Here is a 16981-nt window from a genome sequence, read left to right on the forward strand (position 1 = left end):
CGCAAACCACGCGGTTAGAGCGCAGTCACGGCCCCTGCGAGCTTATCGCTCCCGCGGACTGCCCCTCCTGCTCCGAGAGATTCGTGAGAACGAAATCTATGAATTCCTGCACATGCGGCTTGTCCTGGGAGGCGCGGTTCACCTTCATATAGTATCCGCGATCAATCCGCAGCGGAGCGTCGAACAGGACGCAGAGCGCGCCTTCGTCCAGCAGTGATCTGATGAGGTGACTCCAACCCAGAACGACGCCTTGGCCCTTTACCGCTGCGTCCAGAAGGAGCGGGTAATTGTTGCTGACCATGACGGGGGAAAACTGGGGCACATTGATGCCGCTCTGCCGGAACCAGTCGTGCCAGGTGACTGCATGCCAGCCAATGGCGTCAGAGGTCCAATGCTTTCGATCCCAACAAGTCCGCACGGCCGAGGCTTCGGGCGTCCGGAAACGGCCCGCGGCGTGCCATATAGGCTGGGCTGCACGCCGGTTGGACGATGTCCGGAAAGAGATAATAAAGATGCTCCCCAACCTCACAGCGTTCGTTCCCGCGTATGATCGACTGCACGTCTGCTTCGAGGCCGGGCCGACGGGTTATGGGTTGTGCCGGCAGGTCCGCGATCTTGGTCACGACTGCATGGTGGTTGCGCTTCTTCCGGACCGGCGACAGGTGGCGCCGGCCCTGATCCCGAAGCGGCCGGGCGAGCGTGTCAAGACCAATTGCTCATCTCGCTGAACGGCGGGCATTCCTGCGCTGGGTGGTCTACGCCAAGGCGCCCTTCGCCGGCCCGGAAGCGGTGCTCGCCTACCTGTCGCGCTACACGCACCGGGTCGCGATCTCGAACCGCCGCCTGATCTGCTTCGACGAGAACGGGGTTACCTTCCGCTACAAGGATTATCGTCGCCCTGACGGCGACCGGCAGCAGGTCATGACGCTCGCCACCGACGAGTTCATCCGTCGGTTCCTTCTCCACGTCCTGCCGCGCGGCTTCCATCGCATCCGCCACTACGGCCTGCTCGCGGGCGGCTCTCGCAAAACGAGGCTCGCGCTCGCCCGCGAACTGCTGGCGGCCGCGCCTCCCGTCACGAACGATCCGCCGGCGGAGCCGGACGACTTCCGCCCGCCGTGCCCGTGTTGCGGCGGACGCATGATGGTCATCGACGTGTTCGAGCGCTGCAGGCAGCCGCGCGGACCGCCGGGCGCACGGACGACGAACCGGGAGACCGCCCCATGACCCGGCATGGCCCGTTTGGCCACACGACCGCGCTGCGTCGGCGCTGGTCCACGGAAACACATGTGCGCTTCGCTGTGGCGCCAGAAGTCGGCATTTAACGCCCTGCCAGCGACGGTCGCGATCCGACCCATTGCGGACAAAAGTCTTGGTGGGCCGCAACCGCGACCTCCAGCGTCGTCGCCGGCGATGTCTGGTTTTGGTTAATGGCCATGGTACCCGGAATGACCAAGATGCTAAAGGGTTTCGGGTGCCGTTAGGCGTACGAAAGCCGTCCGCTCGGGTCCACAGTGGGAGGGACCCTCCGTCCTATAGAAGGAGAGCCGCGATGACTGCCCTATACAACAGGCCTGCTTGCCGTTTTGATCGGGCCTGATGTCGATCGCCACAGGCATCGGCGGCCTACTTCGCCCGAACGATTGGCGACGCATGTTCGATGAATTAGAAGCCTCACCGGGACTCAGCCTGGCGATCGCCTTTATCGCCATCCTGTTCGGCACCCTCGTCATCCTAATCCATCCACTGTGGGACACGCCGTTGCAAATCGTCATCTCGGTGATCGGCTGGGCTTCCTTCATCGAGGGGCTCGCCCTACTGGCCATTCCCCGCTCCTACATCGGAATGGTGAAGCCGCTACTCGCATACACCCGGGCTGTCTTCTCGCTGCTGCTTGGCGCTGTGCTTCTGATTGTCGGATTCGGCGAACGCCGAAACCCTCCCGCTCCCATAAAGGAATACCCGGCCTATCCGAGTGGCGTCAGCTTGGTTTCCCATAGAGGAGAGGAAGTTTCGGCTGGCCCCCGCCGGCCGGGAACTTTCCTATCGTCTGCTAATGTCCACTTTCCACCCTCTCCTGCGGTACTCCTCCAGCGCTAGAAGATTCAGCCCCTTAGCCCGGTGCCCCAGCGTCGATGCAGAAACCGTTCCCATGGGGAAAAGAGGGCTTTGTCAGCGAACAGACCGATAATCACGATGACAATCATGATTCCGATCACCTGCTCCATAGCATTGAGTTCGCGACCATAGTGTAGAAGTTGCCCTAGGCCGAACCCAGTCAGAATAGTGACGAAGATTTCGGCCGCCATCAGCGACCGCCACGCAAAAGCCCAGCCTTGCTTCATGCCGCTGATAAGGAAGGGGAGCGAAGCGGGCAGAATCACCCGCGTCCATTTGTGCATTCCTTCGGAACCCATCGTGCGTGCTGCGCGGGCGTAAATGGGCGAGATGTTGCGGGTGCCTGTGTCGGTGGCGATCATCACCGACCAGACGGTGCCCATGATAACGACGAACAGCATGGCCCCCTCGGTCTGCCCGAACCACAAGAGCGCCAGCGGCACCCAACAGACGCTGGGCAGCGTCTGAAGCCCGAGCGCTAACGCGCCGATCGTATCCTCAAAGAATTGCGAGGTGCTGGTCAGAAAGCCCAACGGCACCCCGATCGCAACTCCGACCAAGTAGCCAACAAGCAACCGGCGAAGCGTCACTAAGCTCGAATCGAGCAGCGTTCCATCCTGTAGGGCTCCCCACAGATATTCGCCAACGCTCAAGGGAGACGGCAAGATTATTGGCGACCATCGCCCGCTCAACACCAAGACATGCCAAGCGAGCAACAGGGCGGCAAAGAACAGGACAACCGAGAGGATTCGCCTCAATCAGCTACATCCATCGTTAGATAGTTCTTGAGCGCAGCCGTGATCTCCGCGGCATGTCTTGCCAGCTCCGGGCTATTTATGTCACGCGGTCGAGGCAGATCAATGGTGAATGTCTCTCGAATGCTCCCTGGGCGGGGCGATAATAGGACCACGCGATCGCCCAGGCAAACTGCTTCGCGTACATTGTGAGTGACCAATACGATGGTCTTCTTACGGGATTGCCAAATATCCTGAATGTCGTTGTAGAGCTGCTCGCGAGTCATAGCGTCTAGCGCAGCCAGAGGCTCGTCCATGAGCAGTATGCGTGGATCAGGCGCCAGCGACCGCGCTAGCGCAACTCGCTGTTTCATGCCACCCGAAAGCTCGTGCACGTTGGATCGGGAGAATTTTTGCAGCCCGACCAGCGTCAGATGGCTGTTCGCGATCTCGTGGCGCTCGGCGTTATTCAGGTCGGCCCTGAGCTTTAGGCCAAACATCACATTGCCAAACACTGTCAGCCACGGAAACAGAGCCGATTCCTGGAACATCACCAAACGATGCCGTCCGGGCCCCACCACCGGCTGGCCGTCAGCGAAGACGCTGCCAGAATCTGGTTTGGTCAGACCGGCGATGATGTCGAGAAGTGTCGATTTCCCACAACCGCTAGGGCCCACCAGACAGATGAATTCGCCTGGTTTGACATGCAGCGATACATGGTCGAGCGCGTGGACTTCCGAGCGCGACGTTTTGAATCGCTTGGATATGCCCTCGACGACCAGTTGGCCCGGAATGGGCACAGTGACCTGATCCTCAGGAGGATTCAATACGACCTCGTTACCTCTCTCCATTAAGGGCGCTCGACCAGCCGCCCGAGATCGGGGGCGCTGCGCAGAAATCCGACGGATTGGGCATCGCGCACAAAGTGCTCAAGAGCATCTCGGTCGATGTCGCTCGTTACAGTGATGCGCTTCCAGGCGCGCGCAACGAGCTCGGGTGCCATCTTGACACGTGTCTCCTCTGCCAATTCGTCGCGCACGAGCCGCTGGGCCTCCTCTGGATTTTTGACGATCCATTCCGTCAATTCCCGGTGTGCGGCGGCAAACTTGCTTACCAGTGGCCCCTGATCCTTTAAGAAAGCCGCGCTGGAGACGAGCACGGTCGTAATCGCCTTCGGCTCCTCGAAAACGACCCGCCCCTGAGCTTCGGATTCGAGTCGAGAGACCCAAGGCTCGATCGTCCACACAGCATCAAGCTGCTTTTCCTTGAATAAGCTGAGTTGATCCGGATTAGCCGTCGGGATTACGTTGGCATCGCCGCCGGTCAAGCCTATTTTCAACCCGCCTTTGCCGAGCCAAACGCGTGCCGCGACATCCTGGGTATTGCCAAGCTGAGGTGTGGCAATGGTGCGGCCCTTGAAATCGGCTGCCGAGTTCAGAGGCAAGTCCGGTTGCACCACCAGCGCCGAGCCGCCATTCGCTGCGCCGGCAATGATGCGTATTTCTTCGCCGCCCGATCTCGTATATGCGTTGATCGCTGGGTTCGGGCCGACATACGTGAGGTCGAGCGAACTGGCGAAAATGGCTTCCATAGCGCTCGGTCCCGCATTGTAGAGGTACCATTCGACTTTGACGTCCGCGCCCAGCCGCTGCTCGAACCAGCCTTTTCCCTGGCGCGAGAGATTGTGGGCGATCAGCGCTTGCATGTGGGTGAGATTCGGGAAATGCCCCACGCGGATCACGATATCCTCCGCGACGCTCGGGCTTACGAGGACAGCAAGCCAGCTGATAGCGAGAAGCCGCATGCTGAGAAGTTTCCAATACCTGCGACTACGTTGGGAGTTCTGCATGTTCGGATAGGCTCCGATTTTGCCCAGTGCGCTCCGGCCCGCACACAGCAGGCTGTTCATCGGTCACTCTGGCGAGCGTTCTGACCGACCCAAGTTATTATAGCAGATCGCGAAAAACCAGCGAAGGAGGATTACATACTGTGATCGATCACTGCAAACGGTTCCCGGATTTGCCGCTTCGGCTCAAGATGCACGCCATACGCGCTGCACTTGCGCGGTGAAGATGCGTTGCGGCATGCAAGGCTGGTGGAGATTGCAGACCTGATGCGGATCGGCAGTTCCTGACCCGAAGCGGACCGTCGCAGAATAAGCTGCAAGGTCCGCATCGGGTCAGATCAAGACCTCGATTCCAGCAGGTCGAATGTCTGCAATATTCGTTCTGGAGCCCGAAGCTGCCGGACTGCTTTCGTGAAGAGTTTCGGGCGCCGGCAGAGGAGACGGGCAACCTCATCGCGGCTCAGCACCACCGGCAGCTCGCGCGGGTGCGCCATCGGCGCTTCCTTCCGATGAAGAAAGTGAGCTGGAACAGTCAGTTACGGATTTGTTGGCTGGGGCGCCAGGATCCTGATTTCGCATTTTCAGAGCCATTTTTACTGTGGAATATCAGATACTTAGTAAAAGTCATCGTCACCGTCAAGATCCAGTTGTAGCACTGAACTGGGGGAGGACGATGGTCACTGCGAAGGTGCGCTGAGCCAAATTCTTGCTTGCGATCTACTGCTCTATGAGGCGGTGAAGACGCTTCCCCTAGCGTCACGGCGATGCGCTCACCCTCAGCGTAAGCTTTCGATTCCGACCTGGGGCAGGCAGCAGTTCAATGCCATCCCGACGCAGACCCGGCGAGCAGGGTTGCCAGTCTTTTTCGGCTCTTAGATTCTAGCGCCTTCGCCTTTGATGACTGTTGGATGGCAGCCCTTATGCCAGTCACAGATGCACTCAATCTCGATGCTGCGCCAGGTCGGCAGTAGCAGCCCGACCTTTGCTACGTTGGACATATCCGGCAACTAACTCAATCGACCAGGTTCCCTTCGTCGCAGATTTTTGCGCACGAAGGAGCGCACTTAGGTGCCGTGAGGGTTCAAGCGGCCTGACAATGAAGCGCCGGATTGCTTAGCAGCGAATGCAGGCGCCCATCTAGGCGCCCAACTGTCTCTGCGATGAGCCGATCGAAAGCGTCCATCGCGTCTTCATCCGCTGCCGCCGTCATACCGTCACGGCGACGCAGGTATCGTCCAATCACATAGACTGCGGCGTCGGCAAGCTGAAGGCCAAGGATTTCATGCGAATGTGCAAGGAAGATGCCGCCCCCCAGGAGATGGTCACTCCCCTCGAATTTGGCCAAGCCCAACCCTTTGCTATTCTTATCCTTGTCCGCGATGACGATGGCGGGGGTCGGGGTATCGAGCATTTCAGCGATAAGTTCGCGGAAGCGAGTTCTCACACCGGTCTTGTGATCGCCACTTAGGGGCAGCAACGAAGCATAATAGTCATATTGCGCTTTGGGGACATGCACATAGTAGACGTGCCCGCTGGATGCGCAGAGCGCATCGCATATGGTCCCCAGTGCTGCGAGTCGATCGGCTTTGTTGCGCTCCTTCCAGACCGACTTTTTGCCGTTGTTGACGATGTCGACGGCGTGAAACTCGGCGACGCCGAACTCCTGGAGCGCCGCAGCAAGCGGCGCGGTAAGTGGCCCATAGTCCTCAGAGGGGAGCACCACGGCGGCATGGAAATGAATGTCCGCAACCATCGTCGAGGTCGCTTCCTTGGTCAGATCGGTTTCGTCACAAAAGGCCAGGATGCGTCCAGGGACCATCAGGTCACCAACAAGTGCGGCTAGGGTGTTGCTCATCGCACAATCGTAGCATCCCAGCGCTTCGAAATGAAGATCGGCCGTCTTCCGGTGCGTTTCGAGCCATGTCGTCGTTGCGTGCATCCATAAAGTGCCGAAAGCTGTGGATTTATACGAGTTTTATTTCCGGGGATTGAAACGTTCCCCCAGGTTTGGTCGCCGAAAACCTCTCGACCTCGACAAGAACTGATTGTGCGGACGGACCTTGCCCGAGGCGAGAGGTACCCTCATCGCGGGTAAGCATGTTGGGATTTCCATGGAGATCGAGAGAGCCTGGGACGCCGTACATGTCGGGGCGATACCAAGCGCCGGACGCGAGCTGCACGACGCCGGGAATTACGTCGTCAGATAATTGTGCGCCGGCAAGACAGGCTCCCCGATCGTTGAATACGCGCACCGTGTCTCCGGCCCGTATACCTCGGGCTGCTGCGTCAGCACAGTTAATGAGAATAGGCTCACGACCATCGATCTTCGATTCCTTGCTGAGCTTGGCATCGTCCAGCTGGCTATGGAGCCGGGTCGACGGCTGGTTCGAAATCATGTGGAGCGGATAGCGGCTGGCGGCGCCCGCAGAGTGCCATTCCTTGGGGGGGAGCCAAACCGGATGGCCCGGACAGTCCGCATAGTTGAAACCTGCGATTGTCTCGCTGAAGATCTCGATGCGGCCCGATGGCGTCCTAAGAGGGGTGGCGTCGGGATCCGCACGAAAATCCGCAAAGAGTACAAAGTCCTCTTCGGGCGGTGGAACCTCTGCGAAACCGTCCTGCCAGAACGCGTTGAACGTGGGCAAGTCGACATTTTGGGCACGAGCCTTCGATCTGCAGTGTTCATAGGCATGCTCGATCCAGCCGCGGATGTCTCGTCCCTCCGTGAATTGATCTCGGAAGCCCAGACGTCCTGCCAAGTCACTGAAGATATCATAGTCGTTTCGCGCCTGACCGACCGGCTCTATCAGTTGCGGCATCGCCACGATGAACCGGTCGCGAGGCGACGCGCCAACGTCCTCGCGCTCGAACGTGGTGGTAGCAGGCAAAACGATGTCTGCCTGTTGCGCCGTGGCGGTCCACCAAACTTCGTGCACGATGATTGTATCTGGCTTGTTCCAGGCCTCGACAAGGCGATTGATGTCTTGGTGGTGGTGGAAAGGATTGCCTCCACACCAATAGACGAGCTTGATGTCGGGGAAGGTTACGCTCTTCCCGTCGAATGGAATGGTTCTACCCGGCTGAAGCAAAAGGTCGGCGATACGGGCAACTGGGATTGCAAGCCCCAGAGGATTCTTGCCCGCCTCCATCGCAGGCGAACTTGTGGGCCGCCGGGGCGTGCCCATGCCATTGATCGATCCATAGCCGAAGCCGAATCCACCTCCGGGAAGTCCGATCTGACCAAGCATCGCCGCCAGCGCGATCAGCGCCCAATAGGGTTGCTCGCCATGGTCTGCGCGCTGCAGCGACCATGTGGCGGATAGCATGGTGCGGCCGCTCGACATGCGGTTGGCCAGATCAACGATCTTGTCGGCGGCAATTCCGGTGAGTCCGCAAGCCCATTCGGCCGATTTCGGAATGCCGTCCGCAATTCCAGTGACGTAGTCACGAAAGCGATCGTACCCGACTGTGTACTTTCGCAGGAATCCGAGGTCGACACGGCCTAGTTTGATCAGCTCATGGGCGACTGCGAGCATCAAGGCAGTGTCTGCACCTGGCCTGATCGGCAGCCATTCGGCGCCGAGGCAATCGCCACAGTCGCGTTTCAGGGGGCTGATGGAGAGGAACTCTACGCCTGCGTCACGCGCCTGTCGGAACCACCCCGGGCTTTCGTGGCAGCCGGCGCCTCCGGTTGTAATGAGCATGTTTTTCTCGGCGGCGCCTCCGAACAGTATCATCAGATCGGTATTCTTGATGATGCTCGGCCAATCGGTTACGGGACCTGCCACCGCCTCGATGCCGCCAACGATATGCGGAAGCAGGATTGCGGCAGCCCCCCAGCTGTAATTGGTCACCTGATCGACGCAGCCGCCAAACTTGTAAAGGAAACGGTGAACGAGCGTACGCGCGTGGTTGATGCGTCCGGCGCTCGACCAGCCATAGGACCCGCCAAAAATTGCCTGGTTGCCGTGTTGTTCCTTCACATCCGTCAGTTGCTCGGCGATTAGATTGAGCGCGTGGTCCCAGGTCACCGGGACGAATGGCTCTCCACCGCGGCGACGCGATTTGTCGCGGGGGCCGCGGAGCAAATAACCCTCACGGATCATGGGCTGACCTATGCGCGAGGCCGCATGGACGGCGCTTGGAATCGACCGGATCAGCGCGGAGGGATCGCGATCGTGTTCGAAGGGAGCAACGCCGGCGATCCTGCCTTCGACAACGTCGGCCTCGAATGCTCCCCAGTGAGCATGGCTGAGTTTACGTGCCATCGGCTTGATGCTCCTCAATGGCCCAAGGTAGCGACGCCGCGCGAATAAAGATCATCGCGCCGTGTTTCCATGTGGCTTTGAACCATGGCCCTGGTCGCAGAGGGATCCTGCCACTCGGCAATAAGGCAATCGTCTTGCTCAGGCGAGGCAGGGCCTGCCAGCAGACGGCCATTTGGGCCAACGATAAAACTCTGACCAAGAAACTGTACGCCACCCTCTTGGCCGGTGCGATCGGCGCACGCCACGGTAATTTCATTGCTGCAAGCGGCAGCGATCGCTAGGTGCATCGCCATCGGGCTTGCCCCCGAACGGTCGGACGTCTGGCGTGGCGGGGTGAACCAGTTGGCTGGTGAAGCGACAAGCGTCGCGCCATTCTTCGCAAGCGCGCGGGTGAGTTCCGGAAACCAAAGATCGTAACACACCGTAAGCCCGATACGCCCCCATGGCGTGTCTACACAGGCAAGCTGATCGCCAAGGTCAAAGAGCGCGCGCTCGCCGCCGAACACATGGGCCTTGCGATAGCGGGCGGCGGACCCGTCAGGAGACACCGTGATCGCCGAATTAAAGAGTTTGCTTCCCTCTCTCTCGGCCATCCCCGCAACCAGGTGGATATTCAGCTCGGTAGCTGTCTTTCGCCAGGCATTGACAGCAGAGCCCTCGAACGTCTCGGCAACGCCAAACAGCTCGCTACGCCCGGGGTAGACGAGTCCGGTCGTGCAGCATTCAGGCAGGACAACAACCGATGCGCCGCGACTTGCGGCATTTGCTATTTTTTGGAGGGACATCTCGACATTCGCCGCTACGGCCCCATGCTCTGGCGCGTATTGCATGACGGCCACCAAAGGCCGAGCCGCCTCGCCGGTGTCAGGCTTCGACATTGACGTCGCTCCATTTCGTCGCAAGGAACGCAACACGGTCGCCGGAATGCACGACCGGATCGCGCCTCACCGCGATCACCCAGCTGTCCACTTCGACCGTAATGACTTCGATCACGTCGCCGAAGAGGTTGCGAATCTGGCCGATGCTTGCCCCGGCGTTTACAATCGTTCCAGGTGCAGCTGCCGGCTCGAACAGGCCGCCTGCTCGCGCCAGTCGGTGCGCGCGTTTGGTGACTTGCCTGACTTTCGAGGGAAGGAGATCGGGCGAGGGCGGTAAGATGCCCATCTTGGAGGCGAGGCGAATGAGACCAGTCACTCCCTGCTCAACGAAATCGTTCTCCAGGCGGCCACCGCCACCTAGTTCCACCATGAACGCGATGGCCCCCAGGGAAAGCGCCTGGTAGTCCAGTGCGCCGGCGATGTTGCCAGGCAGTTCGCCGGAGGCGTCAGCGACGGGCATTTGGCAGGCCACCGTAGGCTCGAAACAGGCTATGTGCGCCAGAAGGGCGGCTTCGGACACTCTGGCCTGAGGGTGGATCTTATAGACGGCATAAGGCGCCGCGTTGAACGGCGTTCCAAGCGTGTGGATGTTGATGACGACGTCAGCCGTTTTGGCAAATCGGCCAAAGAGCGCGGCCGCAGCCCGCTCCGTGGCGAAGCCGTCGGCCCGGCCGGGAAAGCTCTGATCCATGTCGATGCCGTCGACAAGCGTCGTCTTGCGACGTTCCTCGAACGCAAGGACATTGGCTACTGGCGTGACAATGACCGACCCGATCATCGTCTCCGGATCAAGCCGTTGGAAGAAGCGCTGGGCAGCAAACACCCCATTGATCTCATCGCCATGGACGGCCGCGTTGACCCAAAGACAAGGTCCGTCAGTCCGCCCTTTCTTGATCAGATAGGGAATGCGGATCTCTTGGCCGCTGGCGGTTTCGCCCGCCTCTATCGACCCTCGCTCGTAGGGAAGCATGACTGGAGATTGCGACATCGCTATGCGCTGGCTCATTTCAATCGTCCAATCGTGTCAGTTCTGGAGAGCCACACTTGTCAGAGTTGGCCGGAGCGAGCTGCTGGCCGATCCATACGGATAGTCCTGAGCACCGCATTTTATGGAAAGTGTTCTTGCCTCTTCATGCAACAGCCCGGTTAAATCTTCCGTCTGCGCCTCGACAAAGAAGCGGTCTGGAATAATGAGGCCAAGCGCTGCAACAGTCTCATTCAAGCGTCCCAGAACGGGCACCGCGATCGCCACGAGACCGGGAGCGCTTTCGCCTCGGGTGAGCGACACGCCCGTAGTTCTGATCTCCTCGACTTGCTGCCGAAAGACCTTGGGATCGACAACCGTGGAGGGTGTGATCGGGTCAAGCTTGCGGCCAGCGATGAATGCCTCGAACCCGCCTGGCGTCAGTCCGGCGAGCAGGATCTTGCCAGCGGACGTTGCGTGGAAAGGTAGCCTGTTGCCGACCCGCCAACGACCGTCGATGTAGTGGGGACCTTCGACCGCCAGGATGTGTAGAATGAGATCGCCTCGCATGACGCTCAGCGTCGTCGAGTGTCCGGTGCGGTCGACTATTTGCCTCAGAACCGGCAATGCGGCGTGCGCAAGAGGCTGGGACTTTATATAGTTTGAGCCCAGCTCGAACGCGGCTAAGCCGACTCGGTAGCGTCGCGTCTGCTCGTCCTGTTCAAGAAAGCCGTTCGCTCGAAAATCGGCAAGGAGCCGCGAGACTTTGCTTTTCGGGAGAGCGGTCGCCTCGGCAATCTCGGTGACGGAAAGCGTTTGTTCTTCCATCTCGAAAAGCTTCAGCAGCTTGAGTGCCGTGTCGAGTGTCTTCATGCGTGTGGCCGCCTCTGATTGCTTTGTCGAGCGCTCGTCAGTTTAGGATCTGATACGCGGCATCGGTCGGCATTTTGCCGATGCCGTTAACGGTCTGAATATCTTGCGGGCAGGCGGAGAGGACCATCAAAAGATCGGTCTTGACGTCGAAAAGCACGAAGTCGCCCGGCCGCGATACTGGCGGCTCGCGTGTGATCAAGCCGGCTGCAGAGACCGGAAAATTCATGAAGAGGTTCAGCGGTCCAGGCGTGAACGAGGACTGTTTTCCGACGGCAGCCAATGCTGCATGAAAATTGTCGTTGCAGTTATCATGGTAGCCTTCGTGTTTAAGGCGTTCATAGGTCTTCTTGCTGCAGCAACACATCAGCGTGTCATGGATCCCGGGCGAAGTGTCTTCGATCACCGTGAGCATGGGCGTGAAGAGGTTGCTGACATAGGTGTCACCCACGCCCGGAATGATGCGGCTTGTCGCCGAGCGCGTGTGCTCCATCGACATGTACTCCTTCATGTCGTTAGCCGCGAAGGCCCAGGTGTCCAGAACTTGCGATCCGTAGGTGTTGATGATCCTGAGCTTGCTTCCGCGGGGCACTTCGAAGGCGATACCCCGGCGAGCAGGGATGATGGTGATGTCGGTGTTGTTCAAAGTACTGCTCCGGCTGGTTTGTTGCTGTCGCTGTCGTCGACCACCGGCTCGCCGCCCAGGAAGGCGGCCTTGATCCGCGGGTCATGCATGATGTCATTGGCCGGACCGTCGGCAAACTTGCGCCCGAGCTCAAGAACGATCGCCCGATCCGAGATCATCAGCGAACCGAAGACGTTCTGCTCGGCCATGACAACGGTCACGCCCTGCTTGCGGATTGCATCGACGGTTTCGAAGACTTCCGATTGCATTTTTGGCGAGAGCCCGAGGGAAGGTTCGTCGAGCAACAGAAGGCGAGGTCCGTTTTCGAGGACCATTGCGGTTTCCAAGATCTGCTGCTCCCCACCACTCAGATTTCCAGCAAGCTGACGCCATTTTTGGCGCAACATGGGGAAAAGGTCGGCGACCCGTTCGATTGCGTCGGTCGCCATTGCCCTGGGCTGAAGGTATGCACCCATTTCAAGGTTCTCGTAGACGGTCATTTGCGCAAAGTTGCACCGACCCTGTGGTACGATGCCGATCCCTGCTTTCAGCCTTGCGGCTGGCGACAGATTTTCGACGGCTTTGCCCTCGAAGATGAGCTTTCCGGCAAAGTGCTTGTTGAGACCAAAGATCGATTTAAGCAATGTCGACTTGCCGGCGCCGTTGCCGCCGATCAGGCTGGTAACAGAGCCTGCGGCAAAAACCGCCGAGAACTCGCGAACGATGGGATGATCGAGATAGCCAACCGACCAGTCGTTTATCTCGAGCGCGACGTTATCGACCATGGAAGGCAAGCTCCATTGCAACTGCGTCTGCCTTGCCTAAATAGGCCTGCAACACCCGTTCATCCTCCTTAATGAGCGAAGGCTGGCCTTCGGCCAGTTTGCGGCCCTGCTCCATGACGACGACCCTGGAACAGTGGTCCATGATGAATTGCACGTTGTGTTCGACGATGATGAAGGTCTGGCCGTTGCGGTTCAGCGTCTCGATGAGACCCGCTACCCTGCGGATGACGGTTGGATTAACGCCCGCCAAAGGCTCGTCGAGGATGACGATCTTTGGATCGGACATCAGTGCCATCGCAAGCGCGAGCAGCTTCTTTTGTCCATACGACAAGAACGCCGCAGGAAAGGTCGACATTGCGCCCAGGCCGACAAGATGGATGAGCTCACGGCCCCTGTCTTCGGCTCGGCGCTCGGCTGCCCTGGAAGCCAGCGAACCGAGGAGCACCTTCCACCACGAAACACCATCATATGCTTGGCGCGCGATGAGCACGTTCTCGGTCACTGTGAGACGGTCGTAGACGCGGACGTTCTGGAATGTTCGAGCCAAGCCGGCCTGAGCGATCTGTTCTGGCCGTGCGTGGCTCAGTTCGACGCCATCCAGCGTGGTGGTGCCCCGATCCGATTTGGTGAAGCCGGTGACGCAGTCGATCGAGGTGCTCTTGCCGGACCCATTTGGCCCGATCAGCCCGACGATCTCGCCGCGCGAGACGGTGAAGGAAAGGTCGCTGACGGCCTTGATGCCAGAAAACGACTTCCTAAGATTCTGGACTGAAAGAAGCGGTTTGTCTGACGGCATCATTCTGTCCTCCTCAGCATCCGATTGCGGCGCTCACTGAGGTAGCCGCCAAGCCCCTGTGGCATGAACTGGATCGTTACGATGAGGACGAGGCCGAACAGGATCATGCGTAGCTCAGGAGCAAGCCGCAGAAATTCGGGGAGCGCCGTAAAGACGAAGCTCATGAAAAGCACGAACCAGAAATGGCCGGCGCCCCCAACGATCACAATAATCAGCATCATCTGCGCGTAGTAGATGTCGAAAATTCCCGGGTCGACGATCCCGAGTTTGAACACGTAGAGCGCGCCGGCCATCCCTCCGATAAGCGCCGACAGGGCAAAGGCGGCGAGTTGATGGAGAAATACGGAAATTCCCTGCGAACGCGCCAGGTGCTCGTCGAGATTTACTGCCACGAACGCGCGCCCGATGCGCGAGCGCAAGAGCCACCAAGTTGCTGCCACGACGAGGCTGCCGCAGCAAAGTGCGATCCAGTAAAAGCCGCCCGCGCTGTTGCCATCCAGGAGGACCACGTCACCCAGACGCATTTGAGGAGGCATCAGACCCGGAATGCCCATGGCGCCCCGAGTCAGTGAGGTCCAGCTGCGCGCCAGCAGCTGGAGCAGTAAGCTGAAGCTCAACGTGATCACGACGAAGGCGTCGCGTGAGACGCGCAACGCGGCGACGCCGCCGGCAAGCGCGGTTACGACGCAGACGACCCCGGCGACAAGGATTGCCGACCAAGGTGAGAAGCCCGCATCTGTGACGAGCAGCGCCGAGGTGTAAGCGCCAAGGCCCCAGAACCCGACCTGTGCGAATGAGAGCAGTCCGGCGTAGCCGTAGACAACGTTGAGACCGGTGCTGGCCACGCCAAAGAAGATCGCCAGCGTTGCAATATTGGTCACATAATCGGATGGCGACCACAAAGGCAGCGTCAACAGCACTCCAATACCGGCGACGATTCCCACCAGGCGGAGAGGGAGCCACGATGTGGTCATGGTCTCGGTCGCCGTGCTCATATCCGGACTCCTTTGCCGAACAGGCCCATTGGCCTGAACTGCAGCATTGCGATCATGACGAGAAATACCGCGGCGTCCTGCATGGAAGCTGAGCCGAGGCCGCCGGCGAGGCTCTCGGACACGCCGATAATGAGGCTAGCGACGACAGCTCCCGGCAGGTGGCCAAGACCGCCGATAATGACAATTGCAAAGGCCTTGAAGAGGACAGGCGCGCCCATCAGAGGGTGGACCGTGAATACCGGGGCGAGCACCGCGCCAGCCAGGCCGGCCAGCGCCATCCCAATAACCACCGCATGGCCCACGACGATCGTGGGCCGCATGCCGACAACCAGAGCCGCCTCTCGGTTTTGCGACAGCGCCCGGATCGCCATTCCGAAACGCGTGCGGGTAAGCACCAGATGGAGCAGGGTTATTGAGACAAGGGCAAAGGCAACGGCAATTGCCTTGATCATCTCCACACGAAAGCCAAATGCGCTGAGGTCCTTGAAGCTGAATTCGGTGTCGACGATTTGTGGCGTCGCGCCGTAGAAGTAGATCAACGCATTCTGGATGACGATGCCGATGCCCAGTGTCAGGATGATGCCGCGCTCGAACTCCCCTTTCTTGATATGCCGAAGGAAGAGCAAGTAGAGGGCGTAACCGAAGGCGGCGACGGCAACCGCCGACACGAAGGCTGCAGGAAGAAACCCCAGGCCGAAATGGCTGACAAGGATCGCTAAAGCCAGCGCCCCCAAAGTGTAGATCTGTCCATGGGCAAAGTTGACGATCTCCAGCACGCCGAAGATCAGGGAAAGGCCGACACCGATGAGCGCGTAAATCGCGCCCATGACGAGGCCGTTCAAGACGAGTGTCGCAACAAGCATGACATACTCTTTCTTTGGGGGCGCCCCAGCCTTTGCGCTTAGGTGTTGAACAAGCCCTTGACCACCACCTTGGCGTCTTCGATCTGCAGGATCACGGCGGAGGGGTGGGCCTGATGATGATCATCAAACTTGATCACGTCGCCCAACGTCGCCTTGAAGGACGCGCTCTCCAGGGCATCCCGGATCTTTGCCGGATCTGACGATTTGGCCCGCTCGATGGCATCCGCAACCAGCTTGATCGCGGTATAACCTTCATAGCTTTGGGCATTTGGCACTTCGCTGAACTTCTTGCGGAAGCGCTCGACGAAGGCGGTGTTCTCGCCGGCCGTGATCTGATCGGCGTAGGGAAAGACGCTGGTGGCACCATTTATTGCGCCGCTCTCCACGATGCCTTCCTGCAGTTCTGAGAATTCGACGCGCCCGGTAAGCGGGATCGTCAGACCCGCAGCGCGGTACTGCCTGAGAAAATTCAATTCGTCGGCGCCGTTCAGGTAAAGGGCGATCGCGTCCGGCTTCTCCGATCCCATACGGGTGAGGAATGCCGAGAAATCCTGCGTGTCACGACCGAAGAAGTCGCCATCGCCGACGTTGATGCCATTCTTTTCCAGCACTGCCTTCAAAGCGGCATGGCCGCCACGCCCATAATCGGTGTCTTCCCCGGCAAAGGCGACCTTTTTGATCTTCCCGTTCGCGATCAGATATCGCGCAAGCCCGACCGCAAGCTCGGAGTCGGATGGGTTAATGCGAAAGGTCCATTTGTTGCCGCCGACGCCAGCCTGCTCGGTGATCTTCGGCGAGGTCGACGTTTCGACAACGAGCGGGATTTTGGCCTTCTCGATGATAGGCATGATGCTCAGCGTCGCCGAGCTGCAAAGCGCGCCTACGATCGCTGACACCTTGCCTACACTGATAAGCTGTTCGGCGCTGGCAGCTCCTTGCGTCGGATTGCATTGATTGTCCTGGACCGAGAGCTGCAGTTGTTGTCCGCTCGCGCCACCGGCTGCGTTGATCTCTTCGATGGCGAGCTCGGCTCCCCAGCGTTGGTGCTGGCCGAGATAGGCTGCGCCACCGGTTTGCGGGCTGCTGAGACCGATTGTGATCGGGTCAGCGCCGGCCGCATGCGTAGCAAGGGCAATGCCGGCGACGAGGGTGGCAATTTGGATGGATGATCTAATGGTCATGTCTTTCCCCTACTGGTTTGTTGCAAATATTGCAACTAATTTTCATTTTATTGGCATG

16 protein-coding genes and 1 pseudogene are annotated in these 16981 nt (G+C 59.4%); 2 read left to right on the forward strand and 15 right to left on the reverse strand.

From position 1 onward, the window contains the following. Positions 1-25: 25 nt before the first annotated feature. The gene (locus EN818_RS33555) at positions 26-301 is read right to left on the reverse strand and encodes a LysR substrate-binding domain-containing protein (RefSeq protein ID WP_245518803.1); all 276 of its coding nucleotides are present in this window, start codon (positions 299-301) and stop codon (positions 26-28) included. 410 nt (positions 302-711) lie between these two features. On the opposite strand from EN818_RS33555, the pseudogene EN818_RS08295 reads away from it, so the two are divergent. Both EN818_RS08295 and EN818_RS08300 read left to right on the forward strand, forming a co-directional pair. After that, positions 712-1227, forward strand: a pseudogene (locus EN818_RS08295) (transposase); the annotation flags it as partial. 372 nt (positions 1228-1599) lie between these two features. Next, entirely contained in the window at positions 1600-2100 is a 501-nt protein-coding gene (locus tag EN818_RS08300; RefSeq protein WP_135904217.1) for a hypothetical protein, read from the forward strand. A 5-nt stretch (positions 2101-2105) separates the two neighbouring features. Here the strand turns inward: EN818_RS08300 and EN818_RS08305 are convergent, their stop codons facing one another. From EN818_RS08305 to EN818_RS08370, 14 genes are all read right to left on the reverse strand, one after another. Further along, positions 2106-2876, reverse strand: a complete 771-nt coding sequence (locus EN818_RS08305; RefSeq protein ID WP_135904219.1) for an ABC transporter permease — start codon at positions 2874-2876, stop codon at positions 2106-2108. Next, entirely contained in the window at positions 2873-3679 is an 807-nt protein-coding gene (locus EN818_RS08310) for an ABC transporter ATP-binding protein (RefSeq protein ID WP_245518805.1), read from the reverse strand. Before EN818_RS08310 ends, EN818_RS08305 begins: the two co-directional genes overlap by 4 nt. A 23-nt stretch (positions 3680-3702) precedes the next feature. Beyond that, positions 3703-4761: an ABC transporter substrate-binding protein gene (locus EN818_RS08315; protein WP_245518806.1), complete on the reverse strand. Its 1059-nt coding sequence runs from the start codon at positions 4759-4761 to the stop codon at positions 3703-3705. A gap of 1018 nt (positions 4762-5779) precedes the next feature. Further along, complete coding sequence (locus tag EN818_RS08320) at positions 5780-6637, reverse strand: DUF3800 domain-containing protein (RefSeq protein ID WP_135904223.1); 858 nt, start codon at positions 6635-6637, stop codon at positions 5780-5782. Positions 6638-6662: 25 nt separating this feature from the next. Beyond that, on the reverse strand, positions 6663-8966 hold the full coding sequence (locus EN818_RS08325; RefSeq protein WP_135904225.1) for a molybdopterin-dependent oxidoreductase: 2304 nt from the start codon (positions 8964-8966) through the stop codon (positions 6663-6665). A 14-nt stretch (positions 8967-8980) separates the two neighbouring features. Beyond that, positions 8981-9844, reverse strand: a complete 864-nt coding sequence (locus tag EN818_RS08330; protein WP_135904227.1) for a nitrilase-related carbon-nitrogen hydrolase — start codon at positions 9842-9844, stop codon at positions 8981-8983. Beyond that, complete coding sequence (locus EN818_RS08335; RefSeq protein ID WP_135904228.1) at positions 9831-10850, reverse strand: M14 family metallopeptidase; 1020 nt, start codon at positions 10848-10850, stop codon at positions 9831-9833. The genes EN818_RS08330 and EN818_RS08335 overlap by 14 nt, the downstream gene beginning before the upstream one ends. Before the next feature lie 18 nt (positions 10851-10868). Next, the gene (locus EN818_RS08340; protein WP_135904230.1) at positions 10869-11681 is read right to left on the reverse strand and encodes an IclR family transcriptional regulator; all 813 of its coding nucleotides are present in this window, start codon (positions 11679-11681) and stop codon (positions 10869-10871) included. 37 nt (positions 11682-11718) lie between these two features. Beyond that, positions 11719-12324 carry an urea carboxylase-associated family protein gene (locus tag EN818_RS08345; RefSeq protein WP_210237122.1) on the reverse strand — a complete coding sequence of 202 codons (606 nt, stop codon included), beginning with the start codon at positions 12322-12324 and terminating at the stop codon, positions 11719-11721. Then, positions 12321-13088 carry an ABC transporter ATP-binding protein gene (locus EN818_RS08350; RefSeq protein ID WP_135904232.1) on the reverse strand — a complete coding sequence of 256 codons (768 nt, stop codon included), beginning with the start codon at positions 13086-13088 and terminating at the stop codon, positions 12321-12323. The genes EN818_RS08345 and EN818_RS08350 overlap by 4 nt, the downstream gene beginning before the upstream one ends. Beyond that, on the reverse strand, positions 13078-13887 hold the full coding sequence (locus EN818_RS08355; protein ID WP_135904235.1) for an ABC transporter ATP-binding protein: 810 nt from the start codon (positions 13885-13887) through the stop codon (positions 13078-13080). Before EN818_RS08355 ends, EN818_RS08350 begins: the two co-directional genes overlap by 11 nt. Then, positions 13884-14879: a branched-chain amino acid ABC transporter permease gene (locus EN818_RS08360; protein WP_135904237.1), complete on the reverse strand. Its 996-nt coding sequence runs from the start codon at positions 14877-14879 to the stop codon at positions 13884-13886. The genes EN818_RS08355 and EN818_RS08360 overlap by 4 nt, the downstream gene beginning before the upstream one ends. Beyond that, the gene (locus tag EN818_RS08365) at positions 14876-15721 is read right to left on the reverse strand and encodes a branched-chain amino acid ABC transporter permease (RefSeq protein ID WP_210237317.1); all 846 of its coding nucleotides are present in this window, start codon (positions 15719-15721) and stop codon (positions 14876-14878) included. The genes EN818_RS08360 and EN818_RS08365 overlap by 4 nt, the downstream gene beginning before the upstream one ends. Positions 15722-15780: 59 nt before the next feature. Continuing rightward, positions 15781-16923, reverse strand: a complete 1143-nt coding sequence (locus EN818_RS08370) for an ABC transporter substrate-binding protein (protein ID WP_135904241.1) — start codon at positions 16921-16923, stop codon at positions 15781-15783. Positions 16924-16981 lie beyond the last annotated feature (58 nt).

The sequence above is a fragment of the Mesorhizobium sp. M3A.F.Ca.ET.175.01.1.1 genome (assembly GCF_004791945.1).
Taxonomy (GTDB): domain Bacteria; phylum Pseudomonadota; class Alphaproteobacteria; order Rhizobiales; family Rhizobiaceae; genus Mesorhizobium.